Raw genomic sequence first — 20,729 nt, 5'->3', positions numbered from 1 at the left:
TAGGCCCGTGATGTGCCCGCGACGGGCACTGTTGCATTTTAAGCCACTGTGGAATAATAATCGTGTTCGAGACGCACGGCATGTAGATGAAGGGACGACGATGGCGCTCATTGAGGACACGGTCGGCACGCTGCCCTACCGCATGGTGGACTTCGACCAGCATTCCTACGAGGCGACCGACTGCTTCACACGGCACATGCCGAAAAGCAAGATCGACAGCGCCATTCGGCTGATCGACCTGCCGAGCGGTCACAAGGCCCTGTTGGCGAACGAACGGATCATCACCGCCTTCGAGAAGGAGCACGACCTCGAGAAGGCCTACGTGCCGGGGTCGTTGGCAGAGATGCTGCGCAAGCGTGCATCGGGGGACGCCGCGGACGCGGAACGGTTCTTCGAGCCGATGCAGCCCGAGTACCTCGACCGGGATGCCCGCGTGGCCCAACTCGCCGAGCAGCAGATCGAGAAGTCGATCATGTACCCCGGTGGCTGGGCGCTGCTAGCCGAACCGTTCCTCGACAGCGTGGACGCTCTCTACGACAACTTCACCTCCTTCAATCGGTGGATCGACGAGGACTGGGGATTCAACTACCGCGACACCATCTACGCGCCGGCGCTGCTGTCACTGCGCGATCTCGACCGTGCGGTGGCCGAACTCGATCGCGTGCTGGCCGCAGGGGCGCGCTTCATCTATCTGGCCGCCGGCCCGGCCTACGGTCGCAGCCCGGGCGACCCGTACTTCGATCCGTTCTGGGCCCGCATCAACGAAGCCAAGGCGGTCATCTGCTACCACATCTCGGAGTTCCACTATCAGCAGGAGGTCGCCCCGCACTGGGGTTGGAAGATCGGGCCGCCGTTCCAGTTCTCGGCCTGGCAATGGCAGAACACCTATGGAGAGCGGCCGATCACCGATACGCTGTCCGCGCTGATCTTCGACAACCTGTTCGGACGTTTCCCTGACATCCGGGTGGTGGTCAGCGAATTCGGCGCGTCCTGGATTCCGCATTTCATCAGGCACATGGACAAGAGTCGCGGCATGGCCCGGCTGGGGCCCTGGCTGGGCGGGCCGCTGACCGAGAGGCCGAGCACGATCTTCAAACGACACGTCAAGGTGGTGCCCTACCCCGAGGACGACACCGTGGCCTTGGCCGACGAGCTCGGTGGGACAGAGGCATTGGTGATGGGGTCCGACTGGCCGCATGCCGAGGGTCTGCGGGAACCCGCGGAGTTCTACGGCCGCGTCGAGTCGCTGGGCGAGGACAAGCGCCGACACTTCCTACGCGACAACGGAATGACCCTCTTTCAATAATGACCACCGCGCAACGGTCGGCGGAGGAGCGGGGTGACGACACCTTCCTCGGCCGTGGCCGCCCACGCGATCCGACGATCGAGGAACGAGTACTCGAGGCGTCGAGAGACGAGCTCTCGGAGCGCGGATTCGAGGGCTACAGCGTGCGCAGCGTCGCGCGCAGGTCGGGCGTGTCGCGACCGAGCCTTGTTCTGCGTTGGCCCGATCGTGACACCCTCATCCTGGAAACCCTTGAACACCTGGCTGAATGGCCGACTCCCAACCCGGCTGCCGACTTGCGCCAGGAGTTGGAGGCCATCGTCGCGCGGGTCGTCGAGTTGTTGAACCCCACCGTCCTCGGTATCCAAATGCGGCTGGTGGCAGACGCTCCGCGACACCCGAAACTGTTTGCGGCATTTCAGGATACGGTCATGGCCAGGGCCTCGATGCAGTTGACGACGCTGCTGAACCAAGCGGTGGCCGACGGGCAGTTGCGTGCCGACATGGATGTCGATTGGGCGGCAGATGCGCTGATCGGTGCCGTGTTCATGCGGATCGTCCGCAAGTTCGGCAAGGGTTCACTGACCGCCAACGCTCAGCGGCGGATCGTCGACTCTCTGCTCGAGACGTTCGGCTATCAACCGAAAGGTAATTGATGTATGAGAACGAGCTCGACGGAGAGGTGGCGGTCGTCACGGCGGCCGCCGGGGTGGGAATAGGACAGGCGACTGCCCGCCGCCTAGCGGCGGGTGGCGCGAATGTTGTTGTGACCGACATTCATCCGGGACGCACCCATAAGGTCGCCGATGCCATCGGCAACGATTATCCCGGTGTCCGGGTATTGGGAATCCCCCTAGATGCCGGTGACCGTGAACAGATTGACGCGGTTGTGGCCACGGTGCGCGACGAGTTCGGCCGCATCGACATCCTGGTCAACAACGCCGCAGTCAACATCATCAAGCCGATCTTCGAATGCGAGCCGCAGGACTGGGATCGGGTGATGACCGTCAATATCGATGGGCCCTGGTATCTGGCGCGTCGGGTGTTACCGATGATGCGCGACCGCGAACATGGCGCGATCGTCAACGTCACCAGTTTTGCCGGTGACGTCGGGGGAGCCGGAATCGAAACCCCCTATGCGGTCAGCAAAGGCGCGCTGAACACTCTGACGCGATGCCTTGCCCACGAAGCCGGGCCGTTCGGAATCCGGGTGAACAGCGTTAGTCCGGGTCTGACCGAGGGGACCAAATTCCTGCTCGACCATCCGGAGATCCGCGAACGTCCAGACGCCCGCGGACCGCTGCCGTCGCTGCCGCACAAGGACGAGATCGCCGAGGCGATAGCATTTCTCGCGTCGCCACGTGCTCCTCATATCACCGGGGAGATCCTGAACATTTCCGCGGGGGCGTATATGCGCAATTGAGAGTGTTCGATGCGTTTGTCAGTCGTCCATTGGCAGCGTGGCGCCGACGGGCCTGCTGGGGGTGAAGGTCGCGGGAAGGGTCGCGTATCCGTTGACCTGTCCCAACGATGGGTAGCGTTGAGCCGCTGCCAGATCGACTTCCAGATCGGGCAAACGACGCAACGTCGTTTTGAGCACTTCCTGGAATTGCACCCGTCCGAGGTTCGAGCCCAGGCAGCGGTGTGCGCCCAGCCCGAAAGCCTGGTGGCGGTTCGGCCAACGGTCCATGTCGACCTCGTCCGGGTTCTCGAACACGTCGGCGTCCTGATTGGCCGACGCCCAGGACAACAGGAGCCGGTCGCCCGGACACAGCCGTTGGCCACCAAGTTCGGTTTCAACGGTGACGGTGCGGGCCAGCGCCGGGGCGGGCGACACCCATCGCAGGAACTCCTCGGTCGCCCGCTTCAGGATTTCCGGTTCATCGATCAGACGTTGGCGTTGATCGGGATTCTCAGACAGCCAGGCATAGGTGTGCGAGAGCAACCCGGTGCTGGTGTCGACGCCGCCGATGAGCTGGAGGAAACAGATGCTGAGGATATCTTCCTCGGTCAGCGGCTTGTCGTCGATTTTCGAGTTGACCAGAAAGGTCAGCAGGTCGTCGCGGGGGTTCTCCCGGCGCTTGCCGAGTTCTTCGGAAAGTCGGCCGAGAACACCGAAGATGCCTTCGATCGCGCGCTGGTACATCTCGGAGCCGGGTACCGCCCACGATATCTCGTGGAACGGCGTCGCGACGTCCTCCCAGTCCGCGAGCGGCAGACCGAGAAGTTTCATCGTCAGCATCGCAGGCACCGGACTGGCCAGGTCTTGCACCAGATCGCATTCACCCTTTTCGCAGAACCGGTCGATCATCGCGTCGGCAACCCGCTGCAGGAACGGTCGCCAGGGCTCGGCCGCCGAAGGTGAGAACTTCGGGTTCAGCAGCTGGCGGTACTGATTGAACCGCGGCGGGTCGACCTCTATCGGAATGAGTTGCATCGGCGCCCGCGGAATCGCGGTACCCTGGCCGCCGTTACGTTCGCCAGTCGTGTCGTTATCCGAGGAAAACGTGACGTCGTCAAGCGCCACGGTCTTGACGTCCTCGTATCGCGTCACGACCCAGTAGCCGCCGTGGGCTTCTGTCCAGGCCACCGGACACTTCGCCCTCAGCTCCGCGGTGATGTTTCGCCAGTTGTCGGCGAATTCCGCTGAGTGGTGGTCGAAATCAATAACGGGGCGGAATGTTTCGTTCTTCATCTCAGTCACATCAGGCTCACAAATACGTTCTTGGGATGGGTGAATTCGCGGATACCGTCGAGGCCGCCCAGTCGACCCCAGCCGCTCTGCTTGACGCCGCCGAACGGCGTGGAGACCGGGATCCCGAGGAACCCGTTTATCCAGATGTTTCCGACGTCCAACTGCTGGGCGATCAGGTGGGCTCGCTTGAGGTTGGACGTCTGGATGTAGCCCGCCAGGCCGAAGGGAGAGTCGTTGGCGATGTGGACTGCTTCCTCGTCGGTGTCAAACGGCATCACCGCTACAACGGGACCGAAAATTTCATCACGGGCCAACGGCGTGGAATTGCCGACATCGGCAAACACGGTTGGGGCGATGAAAAACCCGTCGGCCAGGTCACCGCCCAGCCGGTCTCCGCCGGTCACCAGTCGAACATCGTCCTGCTTGGCCGTCTCGATGACCGCCATGATTCGTTCGGCCGCCTGTTGGTTGATCACCGGGCCGAAGAATGTCGACGCGGTCAACGGATCGCCGACCTCGAGCGTGCCGAGGATCCCCTTCATAAGGGCCAATACCTCCTCGTACACCGGACGTTGTACGAGTACCCGAGTGCCGTTGATGCAGCCCTGGCCGCTGCCCTGCATGCCGAGGACGGCCTGCATCGCGGCATTGTTCAGGTCGGCATCGGCGAAGATGATGTTCGCCGACTTGCCCCCGAGTTCGAGCCCTACCGGTTTGAGCACGTCCTTGGCGGTGTCCAGGATCCGTTTGGCGGTGGCTCCGCTGCCGGTGAAGTGGATCTTGTCGATACCCGGGTGCGCCACCATCGCCTGTCCGCCCTCGGGGCCGGCGGTGACGATATTCAGGACACCTGGCGGGAACCCGGCCTCGAGGAACAATTCGCCGATCCTGATTGCCGAATACGGCGCTAGCTCAGGTGGTTTCAGCAATACGCAGTTGCCAGCGGCCAACGCGGGCGCGACCGTCATACCGATCGCGTACACCGGGCCGTTCCAGGGAATGATGATGCCCACCACCCCGTAGGGTTCGCGGGTGGCGTAGTCCAGCGACGGCGTCGGCCAGGTAGGGATGACGTCACCGCTGAGTTTGTCCGCCCAACCGGCGCAGTATGCGAAGTGGTCGGCGGCAACTTGTGGTCCGCCTGATGCCGCGAATACCGGCATGCTGTTGTCGACTTGAGAGATGGCAATCAACTCTTCGGCGTGGTCGCGCAGAAGCTGGGCGGCACGGAAAAGAATCTCTCGGCGCTGGTCCGGCGGCATCGCTTTCCACAGCGGTAGGGCGGTGCGCGCAGCCTGTACGGCGTCGTCGATCTCGCGGCTCCCCGCCAGGGGGACCTCGGCAGTGCGTCTTCCGGTGGCTCCGTAGATGTGGTCGACGGCGCCACCCGACGTGTCGTCTATTCGGCGATCGCCGATCAGCAGGCCGGGTGCGGGCAGCAGCTCCAATGGTGGGGCTGTGATTGTCACACGACCTCCTTGTCACGGAGAGCTATTCGAACCAATATCGGTCATAAGCTACAGGGAAAGAACAGACCTGACAAGACTGTCGATTCTGTGTTCCACACCAGCAGAACGCGTGACTTCGTACAACGGGGCGCTGACGCGCCTCACCCCACCTGTGACCTGGCATTGCTACCATCGAGGTGCAATGGTTGCGTTTGAATCACAGTTGCTCGTCAGGATCGCCGATGCCTAGAACCTCCCCTCGCCCGCAGACACAGGTCCGCCGAAACGGGCCTGTGACGGAGGTCGGCAGTAAGGGGTTGCGCACCAAAAGGCGCATTCTCGAAGAGGCCAAGCGGCTGATGTTGGAAAAGGGATACGACGCCACCACGATCAGCGATATCACGGAGGCCAGCGGCATTCGGCGAGCCTCGTTTTACACCTACTTCACCAGCAAGCAAGACGTATTGATGGCACTCGGCCACGACTCGGAAGAGGCAGGCATTGTCGCGGCGGAGGGATTACGACGCTTGGGGCCGAAGTCGTCGATCGACGATGTGGCGCTGTGGGTTGAGGAATATTTCGCATTCTGGGATGAGCATGGAGCTTTCATTCACGCGGCTTTTCAGGCGGCTTACGCCAATCCGGATCTGAGGGACTGGAGCGTCAACGCAGAGATGATGGGGGCCGAAATTCTGGCCCGGGCGCTGGTGAAACTCCGCGGTGGAAAGCGCGCCCCGGGAGTGGACCCTTTGGTGCAGGGCTTGGCGATTCAGTCGATGATGGAACGTTTCTGGTTTCACTGGCGGGTGGCCGGTGCACCGGTCAAGGACTCGGCGATCGCCTACAGCATCGCCCACATCATCTGGGCGAGTGCGCACGCCGGTTAACCGCCGGCCGACAGCTACGCGCGCCTGGTGCGCAACGCCACTGGGATGTCTGTGAGGTCATGACAGCCCAGCCAGCGCATCAACACATGGACGACGGGGTCATCGGAAGACGTTGAGCGGACGGGGATAGCGCCGGCATAGACGCGTCCGGTCCCACCGTCGACGGTGACGGTCCGACCACGCATCGTTGTGATCGCTCCATGGCCGCAGCCCACGACGCACGGCTTGCCGAGTTCGCGGCTGACGACCGCGGCGTGCGATGTAGAACCGCCGATCTCCGTAACTACCGCTGATGCGGCAATCATGCCGTGGACGTCATTGGGATCTGTGGTGGGGCGGGCCAATACGACGTCGACACCTTCGGCTGTCTTCGCCTCGGCCTCGTCGGCTGTTGTCACGACCACGCCGGTCCCGTAACCGGGAGATGCGGGCTCGCCGTGGGCAATTGGGTCAAAGCGCGCAGCTGCGGATAGATCAAGCCGCGGGCGCAACAGCGTAGCCACATCGTCCGGTGTGAATCTGGCCAGGGCTTCGTCGCGGTCGATCACATTTTCGTCGCAGAGCGCGATCGCGATGCGCACGGCAGCTTCCGGGGAGCGTTTCGCCGCTCTCGTCTGCAGAATCCACAGCCGGCCTCCATCCACCGTGAACTCGATGTCCTGGACATCGCGGTTGACTGTTTCAAGATGTCGGGCCGCTTGGAGGAGATCCGCGTGCACCCTGGGCAACTGCTCTGCCAGTACCTCTAGACCATCAGGCGTCACGTGGCCGGACACCACGTCCTCTCCCTGCGCCCTGCCCAGCCACTCGCCGTACGATCGAGCCTCGCCATTGAGGGGGTTGCGGGTGAAGAGCACGCCGGTTCCGGAAGACTCGTCGCGGTTGCCGAAAACCATCACCTGCACGGTCACCGCGGTGCCGCCATCATGGCTCAGGCCATGATGATCGCGATAGGCGCAGGCCCGGGGCGAATGCCAGGATCGGAACACAGCGCCCACGGCTTTGACCAGTTGTTGCATCGGATCATCGGGCGGCGCGCTGCCCACCACTCGCTCGAACTGTTCGACGAATCGCGTGCGAACCTCTTCCGCCATAGGCCCCGTACCAAATTCGTCAGCGAATGTTGGTCCGTGCTCGGGCGTGATCCCCAGGTTGAGGACAGTGTCCATCATGCCCGGCATGCTGTGTTGCGCACCGGACCGCACTGAGACGATGAGTGGGATCGCGCCCCCGAACACTCGCCCGGTTTTCGCTTCCAGCCATTGCACTCCGGCCGCGAGGGCATCGTAGCCCCGGTCGGGGAGACGACCGCCCGCGGCATGGAAGGCCCGGCAGACATCGGTGGTTAGCGCAAACGCCGGTGGGGTCGGCAACCCCAGGGCGGCAAGCCTATTGATTCCCCAGGCCTTCCCGCCGAGCAGCTCGGGACCGAGTGTCGAAGAGCCGTCCAAGGTGACATAGTCAATGGTCGTAGATTTCATGCGCGGCCTTCGGCGGCCTCTTGCTCACGGGTACGACCGAGCACCTCGATGAGCTCCTGGTGCAGCTCGAACCAGACCTGGTGGTAACTGTCCACGAGTGGACTTGCGAGAAAACAATGTTCCCCGCCGTGCAACCTGGCCATGGCTTCGCTCAATCGAGCCTCGTAGATCGCTAACCGTGGTACCAGGGTGGACAGGTGGCGCAGCAGTGGACAGATGCGCTCATGCACCCGAGCTAATCGTGCGATGACTTGCTGGTCGTACTCGGCGTCGCCGTGGTCGTTCGGCACATTCGGCTCCCGGAGCTGCCACGCGCTGACGATCTCCTTGAGTTGTGTGTTGACTGCGGTGAATTCGTCGTAGACCGACGTGATCGCGGCGATGTCAAGCTGTTCGCGTTCTGCGGACAGCAACTCGTTGAGGTTGGTGCGGCCCTGCGCGGTGAGTTGCAGCGAGCTGCCCCGTTGTACGAAGTCGGCGTGCTCTGCATCAGTCAACACCCGCTCCAGGGTATCGCTTTCGAGTCCGGTGAAGTCAGGAAGATGAGATTCGGCCGCGCGTCCTTTGAGCCGAATAGTCTGTAACACCAACAGTTCGTGCATGTCTCGATCCTTCATGAGAGTGCAGTTGCCTCCTCGCGAATGCCAGCGACGGCCTTGGCGCTCAGGCCCGTCCCGCATTCGACAAATGAAAACCCACCCGATTGGTCGATGTCGCCGATGAGGTCACGGGACAGGTAGCTGTCACGTAAGAGCGGCATCCGGATGTCGGTGTGTGTTACGACCGTGATTTCCCGTCCGTCGTTGAGGATTCGGACACGGCGGATATCCGCGTCGTCGAATGAGCCGTCGATGACCTCGATCGTCGGCATGGGTAACACCGTGAAGCTCGATTGCGTTGCCGAGAAGCCGAACCCGAACTCGCCTCCCGCGCCCTGACCGACTACGCCCGACTGGTGCAGGCTCAGATCCGACGAGACAGTCGAGAAGAAGACGGCGCGTTCGACATCGGCGAGGCTGCGGGGTCCCCATGAGTGGTCTCGAATACCGAGTCCATTCGTGCGGACGGTGTCATTCCCAACTCGCAGTACACCGTTCCAGTTGTGCGCGTGATCGTAGTGTCCGCTTCCTGCACCCGAATCGGAGGTCAGCTGCGACCAGTCGATGGGGGGCAGCGCTGTGCGCAACGTGATGAGTGCGCTGATCGGCAGGACCTTCTGCCCGGGACCATCGACCTCTAACCCGACGTAGCCCGCAGTTGACTCGGTGGAGCAGCCGACCCCGTTCAGTTCGAGTTCCCACTGTCGGAATGGATCGTGGTTGTGAGCCCGAAATTCCGGATATGCCACCTCTGTGGCGATGGGGTGTCTGGCACCGAATGTGTACTGCGTACCGTCGATTGTCACGACGCCACGGATCTGTGCCTGCCGACCCGAGGGGATGAGCTTCAGATGAACGGCGAAACCGTTGCGGCTCTGGTCAAACCCGCAGAAGTACATATTCTCCTGCCAGTTGGTGCCTTGGGCGCAGTCGAGGTGCAGACGTTCGTGTCGGGCATCCATGCGTGCGTTCTGCTTTCTAGTTCCGAAGGACACTGCCCGTGTCGCCGTCGACGACGACGGTGTCACCGGTTCGCAACGTGCGGGTGCCGTGCTTGGTGTTGATCACGCAAGGTATGCCCAGCTCGCGGGCGATGATGGCACCATGACTCATTGGCCCCCCGACATCGATCACCAAAGCCGACGCCACCAACATCAGTGCACCCCAGCTCGGGTCGGAGGTGTGGCAGACAAGTATTTCACCGGGATTGAGCTGGCTCTCACCGTCCGGATCAACGATGACCCGAACGGTGCCCTGTATCCGACCGGGACTCACCCCCAGCCCGTGCAGGTCGTCGCCGGCTGAACCCTCGGTGATTACTGCAGGTGTCGGTTCGCCGATCCACGTGTCCGGCAGGTCGATCTGTCTGTGTTGCGTGAACCGCTCACGGCGAAGGGCGACAAGCTCCTTGAGATCGACCGCCGGACCGTCGACCATGGCTTCCGCCCGAAGAAGGAAGAACACGTCCTCGGGTTCGTCGATCAGGCGCCGACGCGCGAGGATGTTTCCGACCGCTCGGGCGGCCACGCGGGCGACGTCGATGGCGAGCGGATAGGTTGCCTTACCCCGCTCGCGCAGCTTGACGCCGAGCGCCAGTCGCCGGATCGCTCTGCGCGCCTTCCTCCGGCCGAGCGGCGACAGCGCCGCCAGGAGCGAGGCTTCCGCTTGCACACGTTCCTCGGCGCGCCGAGCGGCGACCGCGAGCGGAGCCCTGTCGTCCGGCATCGATGCGTAGGAGTCCAATATCGTCACCAGCGGTTTGGTGTCCTCACGCCACGACGGTACGGCGAGCTGTCCCTCTGCCGGTCCGTGGAATCCGTAACTGGCGATGAATTCGTCCAATGTCGACTGCCCACGGCTGACTTGCCACAACTTGCCCATCACGGCCAAATCCTCAGTGTCGGTGTAACCGCCTGACAACGCGGTTTCCACCCCCGACAGCCCGGCCTGGGCGCCGACCGCGGCGAGTTCGCCGAATGCTCGTTGTGCCATGTTTGAACCCCGGCAATGCACGCGCATCACGTATTCGAAACGAGTGACGGCGTCTGCCCAAAGGGCTCGCGCTTCTGCGAGATCGTCGGTGGCTTCTGAGCCGAGCGCGTGCTCTTGCCACCATCGGTGCGATTCGAGGTAGTTGCGTTCAATCAGCGCAGGAAGGCGCTTGAGCATGAGCGGCGCCTTGGCGAACATGACGGGATAGCGGGTCCGAGTGGGCTGGGACACCGCGTCCGGTCGCACTGACCCAAGGATGTCACGCTCGATCTCTTCGCCGCTGGTCCCTGGCGTGCGATCGGCCATTTTCCGAATGAAGTCGACATTGAGCGCGACCCGGCCGTAGAAGGCCGCCCACACGCGTTCATCGACCGATTTCGGCTGGGCGACTTCAGAGGCACGCAGCACCCCGAGGTCATACCAGGAGCCGCGCATCGCCCGTTCCGCGGTGTCGTCCCAAAAGTCCCAAGACAGTGGTGTGCACACGCCGGGCTGCGCCTCTGCGGCATTCACCCTTGACCACAGCGTCGTGGGGCCGCTCTCGACGTGCAGGTTGTCGATCCTGGCAGAGGTATCGCGGAGCATTTCATCCTCCCTACTCGTGTATGACACGAGTAGTGCCTGACACTAGAATCGGATCGGATATTCGTCAACCCCGGGAAGGTGATGGTCGTGACGGTTGATCGCGCGCCACGGCGACGGAAGAGAAGCCCGCGTGTGGCCCTGCGCAAAGACCAAATCACCGCTGCTGCAACTGCTTTAGTTCATGCTCATGGTCTGTCGGCGCTGACGATGTCCCGGGTAGCGTCGGAGCTGGGCGTCGGGGAGATGACGTTGTATTGGCACTTTCCGACCAAGCAATCACTTCTAGAATCCGTGGCTGATGGTCTATTGAAGGACTTGTCCACTCCCGCGCAGCGCCAGTCTGCCGGGGATCGCGCACGACGGATCGCGGAAACGTTCTGGGAATTCGTCACCGCGAACGCGGACCTCGGTGCCTTCCTGTGCTCGCGTGGCCCGGTCTTTCCCACCGAGCATGGATTTCGTTTGGCGGATGCGGCGATGCAGGCGTTCCTCGACGAGGGGTTGTCGGCGGACGACGCGGCCCGCCGGTTTGCGGCGATCTGGGTATTCACCGCGGGACACGTCACCCTCCTCGGAGGATCGCTAGGGCGGGGCGTCAAGCCTCTTCATCTCGACACATGGCGCCAGCTGGTTCGCGACAATGCTCCCGACCCAGTTAAATACCCCGCCTTGGCGACTGTTCTGCCGCCGCTACTTCGACTTGATGCTCGCGAGTATTTCGACGCGGGTTTCACACGTCTGATGGAAGTGGAAGATCGTTCTCATCGACGGTCGCGCCGGTAATCAACCGCTGTTCCCAGCGTGACGGGAAGATTCTTGACAAGAGTGTCGGGTCTTGATTGGCTCACTGAAATGAGCCTCGCGTCTCGTGGCGCGGTCCGTTTCATGGCGAGCGAATGGAAGTCAGAATGACTGTCGGTGCCCAGAAAGCCGGTGTGCAGCATGGCCCGATGGGGCCGAAGGTGCGTGTCGGGCACGTGGGAACCGGCGCAACAGGCCGAGAAGCTTTGCGCGGCATCATTGCGCATTCCGATCTCGAACTCGTCGGTCTATGGGCGGCGACACCGGAGAAGGTCGGACGTGACGCCGGGGAGTTGGCTGGCGTCGACTGGGTGGGCGTCCCGGCCGTAGGTTCGCTCAACGAAGTTCTCGAATCGGCTCCGGACGTGCTGAGCTACTGCGGAAACGGACTTGGGCGCGACGCAGAGGTGGTCGACGAAATCGGGCAAGCGATGGAACGGGGCATCGACGTCATCACCATTTCGTTGCTCGGCATGCTCTTTCCGCCGGCGGGACCCACCGATCTTCGCCAGCCGCTGCTAGCGGCTGCCGAGAAGGGCGGCGCGACGTTTCTCGCGACGGGCCTCGATCCCGGGTTCTCTAGCGACCTGTTGCCGATGACGCCGTTGACCGTGTCGGACTCGGTAGAGCACATTCATATACAGGAGATCGGGATATACGACCACTACGACGTCGAACCAGTAATCCGCGAAATCATGGGGTTCGGTCAGTCACCGTCCTACGAAGCGCCGATCGCCAGCGGGGGTGCCTTCGTGGCGTTCTGGGGTCCGATGGTGCGCCAGCTGGCCGACAGGCTCGACGTAGAGCTTGACGAGATCGTCGGCTCAAACGACTTCGCCGTACACGATCGTGACCTGGATACGTCGGTCGGTGTCATGACGGCCGGAAGCGTGGTCGCTCGTCGGGTGGCGTGCGAGGGTCGAGTGGGCGGGCGTGCCGTCATCACCGCCGAACACATCACCAGGATGACCGCCGAGGTCGCCCCCTGACTGGCCGCGGTTCGACGGAGCCGGCGAGTCGAACTACCGCATCACCATCGACGGCAACTCCAACATGCGTTGCGATCTTGCCTCGGCAGGCATGGCGGCGTGTGGGGTTCGGTCAGCGGCACCGCGATGCGGCTGGTGAACCTCATTCCCGCCTTACCCAGCGCCCCTCCGGGGCTAATCTCAGCTCCGGATCTACCGTTGACGACATCCCGAAATATCTCTCGGGGCGAGAAGGACTCGTGAATGACCGCACGCACCAGAGTCGTCATCTGGGGCCCGGGCCGGCTGGGCGGTCTTGTCCTTCGAGTGCTGCTGCAGCGCCCCGACGAGTTTGATGTGGTCGGAGTCCTCGCCTTCTCCGAGGAGAAGGAGGGCCGTGACATCGGGGAGTTGGTCGGTCTGTCCCGACATGGGGTGACCATTACCCGCGACCGTGACGCGATCGACAGGCTCGATACCGATGTCGTGGTCTACACCCCCCTGGTTGCGCTGGGCCCCACCGAGAGTCACGCTGATGCGCTGCGCCTACTGTCGGACGGCAAAAACCTGCTGCTGGCGCACGACTATTTCTATCCGGCCGGAATAAGCGAGAGCTACGCCCGCGAGATCTATGAGGCGTGCCGGCGTGGCGGATCCACGGTGATGGCGGTGGGGTCGAACCCGGGCTTCGTCGCCGAGCGTCTGGCGACCACACTTGCCGGACATACTCTTGAAGTCGCACATGTCGACATCCTCGAGCGGATGGACTGTACCGATCTGGACGCCCACATATACCCGTTGCTCGGATTCGGCGCGACGCCCGACGACTTTCCGCGCGAACAGATCGTCGCAATGTTCGACCACATGTATCGCCAGACACCGCACGCCGTGGCCGAACAGTTGGGTCAGCGCCTCGACGAGGTCGTCGTCGACGCGAGGTTCGCAACGACGGATCGGGACTTACCGAATGTCTCGGCGCCGGTGCCGTCCGGAATGGTGGCCGGCACGGAGTTCTCCTGGACCGGCTTCATCGACGGGGATCCGTTCGTGCGGATCTGTTGTCGGTGGGTTTGCGACAGACAGATCTCGGGCTGGGAAGTCGACAATGACTGGATCATCACGGTGGAGGGGACGCCCTCGGTGCAGGTTCGTTATGCGCGGGGGCTCTCGTTCGCTGACGGGGTGCGTCATGGCGGTCATATCGATGATCCCGACGGCGAGTGGTGGCTGGATTCGCAGTCGTGGACTTCCGTTGCTGCGTTCGTCAACGCGAGCTCCGGAGTCGTGGCAGCCGCACCAGGCCACATGCTTGCACCGGTGTTCGGTGCGCCTCGGCACCGTTGGTCTGGTCGGCCACTAAGGCTTCCCTGAGGCTGGTCCCTGGCGGCTCGGTGACACCCCCAGTCCCAAGCACTCAAGGTGTGCCGCGCTCGCCGGACGACATGCCGAGGGCCCCTTCGACCACCTGCCTCCGGCCAGAGGTCGTGTGTACCCACAGTGCGGCGAAGATCCCGAGAAGAAACATCGAGCCGCCGCCGAGGTCACCGGCCATGTTGAGCGGACGAACCGGCCGTTCGCCCACCAACCGTTCGTCGTGCGCGAGGCATGGGTGGGGCCCGAGCCCAGCCGTTCGGTGAACCCTGGCTTACAGCCCTCGATCATCTCGGTCTTCAGATCGGCGCCTACCAAGCGTTGGTTGGGAAGCGTCCAGTCGCGATCCTAATTAGCTAACGGCCCCTTATGGTTTGGTGCCGCTCAACCCGACCACCTCGGTACTGAGATCGCCGAGGGCATCGCTACGTCTGGTCCTGGGCCGATCCTGCCAGTTCGATGACTCGTCGACCGCTCAACGGGCCGCTGCTGTGATTGTCGTCGGACATGGATTACGAACTAGACGCGCGAACCAGAAATGACAATACTGTCAACTTGAGACGGTTTTCACGTATTCGGTGACAGGGAGCAAGGGTGCGCAACCTCCTGGAAGGTGTTCGCGTCGTGGAGTCGGCGGTTCTGCTCAATGGCGACACGGTCGGCATGCTGCTGGGCGATCTCGGCGCCGACGTGATCAAAGTCGAATCACCGCCGGGTGGCGACTATCTGAGGTATTTCCTCGGTCAGATCGTCCCCGGGGTGAGCGTGGCACACGCCCAGGTGAACCGGAACAAACGCTCGATACTTCTGGATCTGACCCGCGAGGCTGACCTTGCGACGTTTTGGCGGTTGATCGACACCGCGGATGTTTTCATCGACGGCAACCGGCCCGGGGTATGTGATCGTCTCGGGATCGGCCCGAAGGCGATGCGGGCGCGCAAGCCGTCGATCGTCTATGTGCAGCACACCGGCTTCGGCGCGAGTGGTCCGTATGCCGCGATCCCCACTCACGGAATGCTGATGAACGCGCTCGTCGGGGCGCATGCCGTCGAACGCGGCGACGACGGCCTGCTCCAGCGCGGCGCCTTCGCCGAGGACGGCGCGAACCTGGGTGGCGAGGCGACCAGCGTCGGTGCGTTGCATGCCGCGCTGCACGCGGTGGCCGCGCTGGTGCGGGCGCGCGCCACGGGTATCGGAGCCTACGTCGACGTCGCGGCGTCGGACGCGACTGCCATGACGGCATGGCTGCCGATCGTCCTACAGCTCAACGCAGATCGCATCACCGACAGGTCCGGAATGGCGGCCCGCGAAAGTGGGGCGCTGACCGGTTCGCGCTACCAGTTCTACGAGACGGCCGACGGCCGGGTGGTGCTGTTCGGTTGCATCGAACAGCGGTTCTGGGACAAATGGGCGGTTGCCGCCGGCCGCGACGATCTCGTCGACCGACGCGCCGACACCTCCAACGCATCGGTGGACTGGGGTGATGACGTCGAACGCCGACTCGTGGCCGAGGTAATCGCCACCAAACCGTTGCAGGAATGGCTCGCGCTTGCCGCCGAGCACGGGTTCGCGCTCGGCGCGGCATACCAGAGCGTCCGAGAGGTGGCCGCCGATCCGCACATCGCCGAGCGGAACGTCTTCGTCGAGGGGCAGCACCCGGTTGCCGGGCCCGTCACATATGTCGGTTCGGCCGCCGTCGTCGACGGTGCGCGCTTCACGGTGCGTAGGCATGCGCCGGCGCCCGGCGAACACACCGAGGAGATCCTGGCCGAACTTCAATGACGCTGTGCCAGCGTAGAGACGTCCTACCGGCTCACTGAGCCGGTGCCCCGATGGACGCGCCGCCGTCAACGCACCACACATGGCCCGTCACATGGGCGGAATCGTCGTCGGCCAGAAACAATGCGACCTTACTCATGCCGTACGCCGAATCGCGCTAGGCATTCGAGGATACGACCGCGACGAAATGGCCGCTGCGCCTGCGAAGCCAGGTCGGCAGCAGCGTTCGGGCCGCCCACACCTGCGACATTGTATGCAGATTCCACATCCTGGTGAAGACGGCGTCATCGGTGAAGGGGTCGCACGCCTGTTCCGGTGCCGGCGTTGGCGATCCAGATGTCGATCGCACCGAACTTCTGCGTCGCCGCATCGGCGACCGCACGCACCCCGGGTTCGGTGGACAGGTCTGCGCGCACACCAAGTCCGTCCACCTCTTTCGCAACGGATCGAGCCGCGTGATCGTCAATGTCGGCCACGACGATCCCGGCCGGCCCACGCCTGCTGATCTCCTGCGCCAGGCAGGCGCCGAGCCCAGACCCACCGCCGGTGACCACTGCAACACGTCCGGAAAACCGCATAACGCAACTCCTCGGCAGGTACCCTACTTGACAAGTCCGTCGAATACTATCGACTTTGCACAACTGCAGATTCCGGCGAAAATGATCCAACTCACCGAGCAGACGGAGGAGTGCTATATGAACTCTGAAAACGTTGAACCAGAGCATGATCCGCTATCCGAAGAGATGGACCTGATCACCTTTCAGGAGGCCGATGCACGCCTGTACAAGGAGCAGGCGCGGACCAGAGCGCTCATCGAAAAGCTCGAGTCGGCACTGGACCCGGACCCCGAGGAGAGCAGCGCACAACGGAGCCGCCTGGAGGCCCTTGGACGGGTGGAGGCGCGGCTGCGCGCCCAACGCACGCAGCCGCCTCTGCGTTGAGGCATTTCGGTGATGCCCGACTTAGCCGGACGTCGCCGTCCCGGCTACGACATCGGAAACGTCAGGTCCGCGTTGACCATCATTCGCGCTGACCGGTGTGGCTTTGATGGCCGGGGGCCGCTCGCCGTTGCCGTAGGTGTTCTTCGGGCGCGGGCTGTTCACCGTGGCCCTTCCGCTTTCGGTGACGGGGAATCGGAAGATTCGTTCGGCATTTCGGTGGGTGATCTTGTCGATCTGCTCAGGGGAAAGGTGACCGAGGACCTTGGCTGCCTCGCTCTGGCTGGCCGGCCAGGTGGTCTCGGAGTGCGGATAGTCCGATTCCCACAGGATGTTGTCGATTCCGATCGCGTCGATGGCCTCTTGGGAAAGGCCGAAGGCCTCGTTGACCGCGCACACAGCGAACTGTCGGTGGAAGATCTCCGACGGCTGTACGTCACCGAACGGTGCCCAGTACCGGTGTTTGTTCCAGACGAAGTCGGCGCGTTCCAGGACGTAGGGGATGTAGCCGACACCGCCTTCGGTCAACACGAACTGTACGTTGGGGAAGCGCCGGGGGAGTGTGCCGAACAAGAGGTCGGTGATCGTTTCGATACCGACGACAGCGGGCGCGGCTGTGATGGCAATGCTGAAGTGGGAGTCGGGAGTCGGCATCGGGATGTGCCCGCTGGAACCCAGGTGCATCGAACAGACCAGACCCGTTTCCTCGAATGCATGAAACACCGGGTCCCAATGATCGGTGTGCAGCGAGGGCTGGTTGAGGTAGCTCGGATTCTCCGGAAATGAGACGGCTCGGGCACCGCGGTCCGCACAGCGCCGGATCTCGGCCGCGGCGAGCTCGGGGTCCCACAGCTGGGTGATGATCGTCGGCACGAAGATATCGGGTGCGGCCGCGCACCATTCGTCGATGACGAAGTCGTTGTAGGCACGGACGCACAGGTCAGCGAGTTCCTTGTCCTTCATCTCGAAGAACACCCGACCGCCGAAGCCCGGAAGTGATGGGAAGAGCACACTTCCCACGATCCCGTCGGCACGGAAGTCGTCGGCACGTGCCGCTGGGTCGTAGCAACCGGGAATCAGGTCAGCGAACCGCACCGGATCGGTACCCCAGTCCTTCGGGTCCTTACCCGCAACGGCGTTGAGGCCCATCGTGGCCGAGCGCTGATCCTCGTAGACCCAGAACTGCCGTCCCTCGGCCTCGACGACGTGTGGGCCCTTGTCCATGAACTTCTTCGGTAGCCGCTTGGTCCACACGTCCGCGGGTTCGACGATGTGGTCGTCGACGCTGAACAGCTTGAGCACGTTTCCTCCCGAAGGCGATCGAATGTTGGTGGTGACAGACCTATTGAGATCAGCATCACATTGCTTTAAAATCGACAATAGCGTCGACTTTGTGTGAAGTGCAAGGCGGCGGGACTAAACCAACGGGTCGGTCATGGATCACATGCGGTAACAACACGATTGGATACTCTCGTCACTTGCGTGGGATGTATCGACTGCGAGGAGAATCAACACCTGTGACCTCATCGGACACGAGATCAGTTGCTGCCTCGCGGGTGCTCAGCCTTGCCGGCGACCTTGCAGGCGCTTACTGCACCCGGCTACTTGCCGACGGTGGCGCGCAGGTGGTGCGTATCGAGGATCCCACCGGGGACCCGCTGCGCACCTGGTCACATTCTGGTGCCGCGCGTGGGGATGGTGCGTTGTTCCAGTTCCTCGCGGCAGGCTCGACGTCGGTGGTGGTGACCGATCCGGCCGAGTTGACCGCGAGCGTGCAGGGTGCGGATGCAATCGTGTGGTCGCCGCACAGCTCGATAGCCCGGGCGCTGGCCCCAGATCGGCTGCGCGAACTCAACCCGCACGCAGTCGTCACGGCTATCACCGACTTCGGTCTGACCGGGCCGTGGGCCGGTCGACCCGCGACCGATCTCACTTTGCAGGCGATGTCGGGCGGGCCCGGCCAGCGCGGCGCACCCGAGCGCCCGCCTCTGGCGGCCGGCGGCCGGCTCGGGGAGTGGGTGGCAGGGATGTTCGCCGCCGTCCACAGTGCGGCCGCGTTGTACGGCGGCGGCGCGGAGGTGCTCGATGTTTCGGTGCTCGAGTCGTTGATCCTGACGACCACCGTTCATCCAGTGTCCTGGTACACCATCGCGGGGACACCGCTGCGACCGATCCGGGCTCGCAATCTGCCTGATATCCATCCGGCCAAGGACGGCTATATCGGTTTCATGGTGGTCACGGGCCAGCAGTGGTTGGATTTCTGCTCCATCGTCGACCGCAGCGACTGGATGGAAGACGCCGAGCTGGGAATCATGGCTAACCGATTCAAGCGGCGTCACGAACTGATGGAGGCGATCGACTCTTGGACAGCCGAACGAACGTGCGCCGAGATTCTCGAGATCGCCGACCTGATGCGGGTGCCCGCAGCTGTCGTGGGCACGGGTGAGACGATCCCACACCTCGAACACCTGGCCGCACGTGGCGCCTTCGAAGCCAACGCCACGGGCGGCTTCTTGCAGCCGGTAACACCATGGCGTCTGCACGGTGTTGCGGCTCCTGAGCGAGAGCGCGCACCCGTGCTCGGTTCCGGCGTACTACCCGACTGGTCACCGACAACGAGGACACCGAGATCGCCAACTACGAAGCGGGCCCGGCCGTTCGAAGGCATCCGTGTGGCGGACTTCACGGCCAACTGGGCCGGCCCGATCGTCGGTCATCTGCTGGCGATGCTCGGGGCCGACGTGATCCATGTCGAAAGCGGTAAGCGGCCCGACGCCATCAGAAACAACACCTGCAAGCCGATGACCGACCCGGACTGGCCGGAGTTCTCCGGCATCTTCGCGGGCACCAACACCGGGAAGCGCTCGGTCACCGTGGACATGACCACTGAGCAAGGGCGGGATCTGGCCCGGCGCCTCATCGCCACGTGTGACGTTGTCGTGGAGAACTACAGCCCCCGTGTGATGGAGTCCTGGGGACTCGGGTGGGAGCAGGTGCACGCGGTCAATCCCCGTGCGGTGATGGTGCGGATGCCCGCCTACGGGCTGGACGGGCCGTGGCGCGAACGCGGCGGCTACGCGCAGACCATGGAGATGATCTCCGGAATGGCATGGTCGACCGGCTGGCCGGACTCCACTCCCGAGATTCTGAACGGTCCCTGTGATCCAATCGCCGGCAGCCACGCGACCTTGGCGCTGATCCTGGCCCTGGAACATGTCGCCGCGGGTGGCGAAGGGGTGCTGGTCGAGGCGCCGATGATCTCTGCCGCACTCAGCGTCGCCGCAGAAGTGGTGATCGAACACAGTGCCTACGGCGCGGACCGGCACAGGACCGGGAATCGATCGAATGTCATCTCACCACAGGGGATTTACCCGACATCCGAACCGGATGCGGTCGGTATGGGCGACCGTCGGTGGGTGGCGATCTCAGTCGTCGACGATTCGGGGTGGCGAGCGCTGTGTTCGATCCTCGACAAGGACGACTGGTCCGGTTGGACCGAACCCGAGCGACGCGTACACCACGACGAGATCGACGCCGCGATCACCGAATGGACATCGAGAAACACCGTCGAGCACATCGTGCGGGCGATGACGCAGGCCGGCACACCGGTAGGTGAGGTGGTGCTCGGTCACCTCGTGCCGCAACTCGAACAGCTCCGGCATCGTGGATTCTTCGAGGAGATCCACCATCCCAAGACGGGAACCAACACCCACGCGGGAATAGCCGTTCGGTGGGCGTCGATGCCGGGAGCCGTCCAACGTGGTCCCGCACCGATGCTCGGTGAACACGACGAACAGGTGTGGATGGACGAGGTCGGTCTGTCCGTCGACGAGTTCCGCGCCCTGCGGCAGGCAGGTGTGCTCGGACGGTCCGATATCAAAGCCCTCGCCTGGTAAGGGA

General features: G+C 63.3%; 17 protein-coding genes. 10 read left to right on the top strand and 7 right to left on the bottom strand.

What is annotated here, in order from left to right; all coding sequences use genetic code 11:
- Positions 1-100 precede the first annotated feature (100 nt).
- From ABQE89_RS17710 to ABQE89_RS17700, 3 genes are read left to right on the top strand one after another with little or no spacing between them, the layout of a single operon-like run.
- Positions 101-1,306 (top strand): amidohydrolase family protein, encoded by a 1,206-nt coding sequence (locus ABQE89_RS17710; protein ID WP_448418914.1) that lies wholly within the window; start codon positions 101-103, stop codon positions 1,304-1,306.
- Positions 1,306-1,941, top strand: a complete 636-nt coding sequence (locus ABQE89_RS17705; RefSeq protein ID WP_448418912.1) for a TetR/AcrR family transcriptional regulator — start codon at positions 1,306-1,308, stop codon at positions 1,939-1,941. The genes ABQE89_RS17710 and ABQE89_RS17705 overlap by 1 nt, the downstream gene beginning before the upstream one ends.
- Positions 1,941-2,708: an SDR family NAD(P)-dependent oxidoreductase gene (locus tag ABQE89_RS17700; protein WP_448418910.1), complete on the top strand. Its 768-nt coding sequence runs from the start codon at positions 1,941-1,943 to the stop codon at positions 2,706-2,708. The genes ABQE89_RS17705 and ABQE89_RS17700 overlap by 1 nt, the downstream gene beginning before the upstream one ends.
- Positions 2,709-2,726: 18 nt before the next feature.
- Here ABQE89_RS17700 and ABQE89_RS17695 read toward each other — a convergent pair whose 3' ends face one another.
- A complete protein-coding gene (locus tag ABQE89_RS17695) occupies positions 2,727-3,980 on the bottom strand; it encodes a cytochrome P450 (RefSeq protein ID WP_448418908.1) in 1,254 nt (417 codons plus the stop codon).
- A gap of 5 nt (positions 3,981-3,985) precedes the next feature.
- A complete protein-coding gene (locus tag ABQE89_RS17690; protein ID WP_448418906.1) occupies positions 3,986-5,449 on the bottom strand; it encodes an aldehyde dehydrogenase family protein in 1,464 nt (487 codons plus the stop codon).
- A 272-nt stretch (positions 5,450-5,721) separates the two neighbouring features.
- Here ABQE89_RS17690 and ABQE89_RS17685 point away from each other — a divergent pair, with 272 nt between their 5' ends.
- Positions 5,722-6,315, top strand: a complete 594-nt coding sequence (locus ABQE89_RS17685; protein WP_448418904.1) for a TetR/AcrR family transcriptional regulator — start codon at positions 5,722-5,724, stop codon at positions 6,313-6,315.
- Between the two features lie 14 nt (positions 6,316-6,329).
- On the opposite strand, the gene ABQE89_RS17680 is transcribed toward ABQE89_RS17685, so the two are convergent.
- From ABQE89_RS17680 to ABQE89_RS17665, 4 genes are read right to left on the bottom strand one after another with little or no spacing between them, the layout of a single operon-like run.
- Entirely contained in the window at positions 6,330-7,796 is a 1,467-nt protein-coding gene (locus ABQE89_RS17680; RefSeq protein WP_448418902.1) for a pyruvate, phosphate dikinase, read from the bottom strand.
- Positions 7,793-8,398, bottom strand: a complete 606-nt coding sequence (locus ABQE89_RS17675) for a hypothetical protein (RefSeq protein WP_448418900.1) — start codon at positions 8,396-8,398, stop codon at positions 7,793-7,795. The genes ABQE89_RS17680 and ABQE89_RS17675 overlap by 4 nt, the downstream gene beginning before the upstream one ends.
- 11 nt (positions 8,399-8,409) lie before the next feature.
- Positions 8,410-9,357 carry a DUF7064 domain-containing protein gene (locus ABQE89_RS17670; protein ID WP_448418898.1) on the bottom strand — a complete coding sequence of 316 codons (948 nt, stop codon included), beginning with the start codon at positions 9,355-9,357 and terminating at the stop codon, positions 8,410-8,412.
- Positions 9,358-9,373: 16 nt separating this feature from the next.
- On the bottom strand, positions 9,374-10,972 hold the full coding sequence (locus tag ABQE89_RS17665; RefSeq protein WP_448418896.1) for a PEP-utilizing enzyme: 1,599 nt from the start codon (positions 10,970-10,972) through the stop codon (positions 9,374-9,376).
- Positions 10,973-11,104: 132 nt separating this feature from the next.
- Here ABQE89_RS17665 and ABQE89_RS17660 point away from each other — a divergent pair, with 132 nt between their 5' ends.
- From ABQE89_RS17660 to ABQE89_RS17640, 5 genes are all read left to right on the top strand, one after another.
- The gene (locus ABQE89_RS17660; RefSeq protein WP_448418894.1) at positions 11,105-11,755 is read left to right on the top strand and encodes a TetR/AcrR family transcriptional regulator; all 651 of its coding nucleotides are present in this window, start codon (positions 11,105-11,107) and stop codon (positions 11,753-11,755) included.
- A 125-nt stretch (positions 11,756-11,880) separates the two neighbouring features.
- Positions 11,881-12,762, top strand: coding sequence for a hypothetical protein (locus tag ABQE89_RS17655; protein ID WP_448418892.1), 882 nt, complete (start codon positions 11,881-11,883; stop codon positions 12,760-12,762).
- A gap of 243 nt (positions 12,763-13,005) precedes the next feature.
- Positions 13,006-14,112 carry a hypothetical protein gene (locus ABQE89_RS17650; RefSeq protein WP_448418890.1) on the top strand — a complete coding sequence of 369 codons (1,107 nt, stop codon included), beginning with the start codon at positions 13,006-13,008 and terminating at the stop codon, positions 14,110-14,112.
- A 594-nt stretch (positions 14,113-14,706) separates the two neighbouring features.
- Positions 14,707-15,894: a CaiB/BaiF CoA transferase family protein gene (locus ABQE89_RS17645; protein WP_448418888.1), complete on the top strand. Its 1,188-nt coding sequence runs from the start codon at positions 14,707-14,709 to the stop codon at positions 15,892-15,894.
- A 269-nt stretch (positions 15,895-16,163) separates the two neighbouring features.
- Complete coding sequence (locus ABQE89_RS17640; RefSeq protein WP_448418886.1) at positions 16,164-16,832, top strand: hypothetical protein; 669 nt, start codon at positions 16,164-16,166, stop codon at positions 16,830-16,832.
- A 21-nt stretch (positions 16,833-16,853) separates the two neighbouring features.
- On the opposite strand, the gene ABQE89_RS17635 is transcribed toward ABQE89_RS17640, so the two are convergent.
- Positions 16,854-18,131: an amidohydrolase family protein gene (locus tag ABQE89_RS17635; RefSeq protein WP_448418884.1), complete on the bottom strand. Its 1,278-nt coding sequence runs from the start codon at positions 18,129-18,131 to the stop codon at positions 16,854-16,856.
- A 215-nt stretch (positions 18,132-18,346) separates the two neighbouring features.
- On the opposite strand from ABQE89_RS17635, the gene ABQE89_RS17630 reads away from it, so the two are divergent.
- Positions 18,347-20,725, top strand: a complete 2,379-nt coding sequence (locus tag ABQE89_RS17630) for a CaiB/BaiF CoA transferase family protein (RefSeq protein WP_448418882.1) — start codon at positions 18,347-18,349, stop codon at positions 20,723-20,725.
- Positions 20,726-20,729 lie beyond the last annotated feature (4 nt).

The organism is Mycolicibacterium sp. XJ1819, assembly GCF_053483675.1.
This window is presented reverse-complemented; position numbering and strand designations above follow the sequence as displayed.